The sequence below is a fragment of the Candidatus Protofrankia californiensis genome (assembly GCF_900634765.1).
Lineage (GTDB): Bacteria > Actinomycetota > Actinomycetes > Frankiales > Frankiaceae > Protofrankia > Protofrankia californiensis.
Genome location: NZ_CAAAFT010000169.1, coordinates 1542 through 3676, shown reverse-complemented (window position 1 = coordinate 3676; position 2135 = coordinate 1542). Strand labels below are relative to the sequence as shown.

At 69.6% G+C, this 2135-nt stretch carries 2 protein-coding genes; both read right to left on the bottom strand.

Annotated elements, in window-relative coordinates:
• Positions 1-129 (bottom strand): cation transporter (locus DD1DGNOD_RS29160; protein WP_346434301.1); only part of this gene is annotated, 129 nt, incomplete at its 3' end.
• Positions 130-256: 127 nt separating this feature from the next.
• A complete protein-coding gene (locus DD1DGNOD_RS09475) occupies positions 257-1870 on the bottom strand; it encodes an ABC-F family ATP-binding cassette domain-containing protein (RefSeq protein WP_131769925.1) in 1614 nt (537 codons plus the stop codon).
• Positions 1871-2135 lie beyond the last annotated feature (265 nt).

Sequence of the window (2135 nt, the reverse complement as noted above, 5' to 3'; positions counted from 1 at the left end):
CGAATGGATGGACTCGGCCAGCATCGACGACGACCGGGTGAGGAGAAACGCGACGAACTTCGCCACCGCGATCCCCAGATTGGCCACCAGCGCGGCCGCAACCGCCTTGGTACCGGCTTCCGCGCTCACGCGATCACCCTGACTCACCACTCCTCGACAATGACGACGTCCGGCACGTCCCCGGCCAGTGTGCCAAACCGGACAGCTGACCGTCCTTCAGGCCACAGTGATCACGGCCTGCGGACCAAGGTGGCCTTCAGGCCAAAGTGATCAGTTCGGCGAGGTCCGCCGACCAGGAGTCCTCGACGCCGTCCGGCAGCATCAGGACCTTGTCGGGCGCGAGCGCCTCGACCGCGCCGGGGTCGTGGGTCACCAGCACGACCGCTCCCCGGAAGGTGGCCAGCGCCTCCAGCACCTCGTTGCGGGACGCCGGGTCGAGGTTGTTGGTCGGCTCGTCCAGCAACAGCACGTTGGCGGCGCTGCACACGAGCCCCGCCAGCGCCAGCCGGGTCTTCTCCCCACCGGAGAGGGTGCCGGCCGGCTGGGAGACGCTGTCACCGCTGAACAGGAAGGCACCGAGGATGCGCCGCAGCTCCACGTCGGAGGTGCCGGGCGCGGCCGCGCGCATGTTGTCCAGCACCGAGCGGTCGGTGTCCAGGGTCTCATGCTCCTGGGCGTAGTAGCCCAGCCGAAGCCCGTGACCGTGGTGGACCTCTCCGGTGTCCGGGGACTCCACGCCCGCGAGCATCCGCAGCAGCGTGGTCTTGCCGGCGCCGTTGAGACCGAGGACGACGACCCGCGCGCCGCGGTCGATCGCGAGGTCCACCCCGGCGAAGACCTCCAGCGACCCGTAGGACTTCGACAGCCCGGTGGCGGTCAGCGGGGTCCGCCCGCACGGCGCCGGGTCGGGGAAGCGCAGCTTGGCGACCCGGTCGGCGACCCGCACCTCGGCCAGTCCGGCGGCGAGCCGCTCGGCCCGGCGGTCCATCTGGTGAGCCGCGCGGGCCTTGGTCGCCTTGGCCCGCATCTTGTCGGCCTGCGCCTTGAGCGCGTCGATCTTCTTCTCGGCGTTGGCTCGCTCGCGGCGGCGGCGGCGCTCGTCGAGCTCCCGCTGGGACAGGTACGTCTTCCAGTTGACGTTGTAGACGTCCAGGGCCGCGCGGGTGGCGTCGAGGTAGAAGACCTTGTTCACGCAGCGGTCCAGCAGGTCGACGTCGTGGCTGACCACGACCAGTCCGCTGTCGTGGGAGCGCAGGAACTCGCGCAGCCAGACGATCGAGTCGGCGTCGAGGTGGTTGGTGGGCTCGTCGAGCAGCAGGGTCGCCTCGTTGTCACCGGCTCCGGCGAACAGGATGCGGGCGAGTTCCACCCGGCGGCGCTGGCCTCCGGAGAGCGTCTCCAGCTGCTGGGCGAGCACCCTTTCCGCAAGCCCCAACGCCGAGCAGATCCGGGCCGCCTCGGCCTCGGCCGCGTACCCGCCGAGGGTGCCGAAACGTTCCTCCAGCCGGCCGTACCGCCGGATGGCCACGTCGCGGGCGGCCTCGTCAACCAGCTCGGCCATTTCCAGCTGGAGCTTCTCCATCTCGCGCAGCAGCGCGTCGAGGCCGCGGGCGGACAACACCCGGTCGCGGACGGTGTCAGCGGGGTCACCGCTGCGGGGATCCTGCGGAAGGTAGCCGAGGTCGCCGCGGACGTCCACCTTTCCGGCGAACGGCAGGGTCTCGCGGGCCAACGTCTTCAGCAGCGTCGTCTTGCCCGCTCCGTTACGTCCGACGAGCCCGATCCGGTCACCGGGCTGGATGCGAAACGACACCGCTTCGACGAGGGTGCGAGCGCCCGCGCGCAGCTCGAGATCGGACACAATGATCATTGGTGTACGTGGCCTTCCGGGAACGTCGGCAAACTTGGAGCGACCGGCAATCTCAGACTACGGTTGCCCGCCCGGCACATACGCGGGTCCATCCCGCGACCCGCAGCCAAAGCCATGATGGTCACTTCCGCGCCGTCGGGGCCAGAACAACGTCATGTAGTGGTAACACGGGCAACCTAGGCTCTCACAGTGTGGCGGACCTGTTTGAAGGGTATGCGGCCCAGGCCACGCAGGCGTGGGACGAGGTGTTCGAAGCCCCGGACAC

Excerpts from the sequence above, each read along its gene's own strand:
- DD1DGNOD_RS09475 (WP_131769925.1), bottom strand. The coding sequence starts at position 1,870 with ATGATCATTGTGTCCGATCTCGAGCTGCGCGCGGGCGCTCGCACCCTC.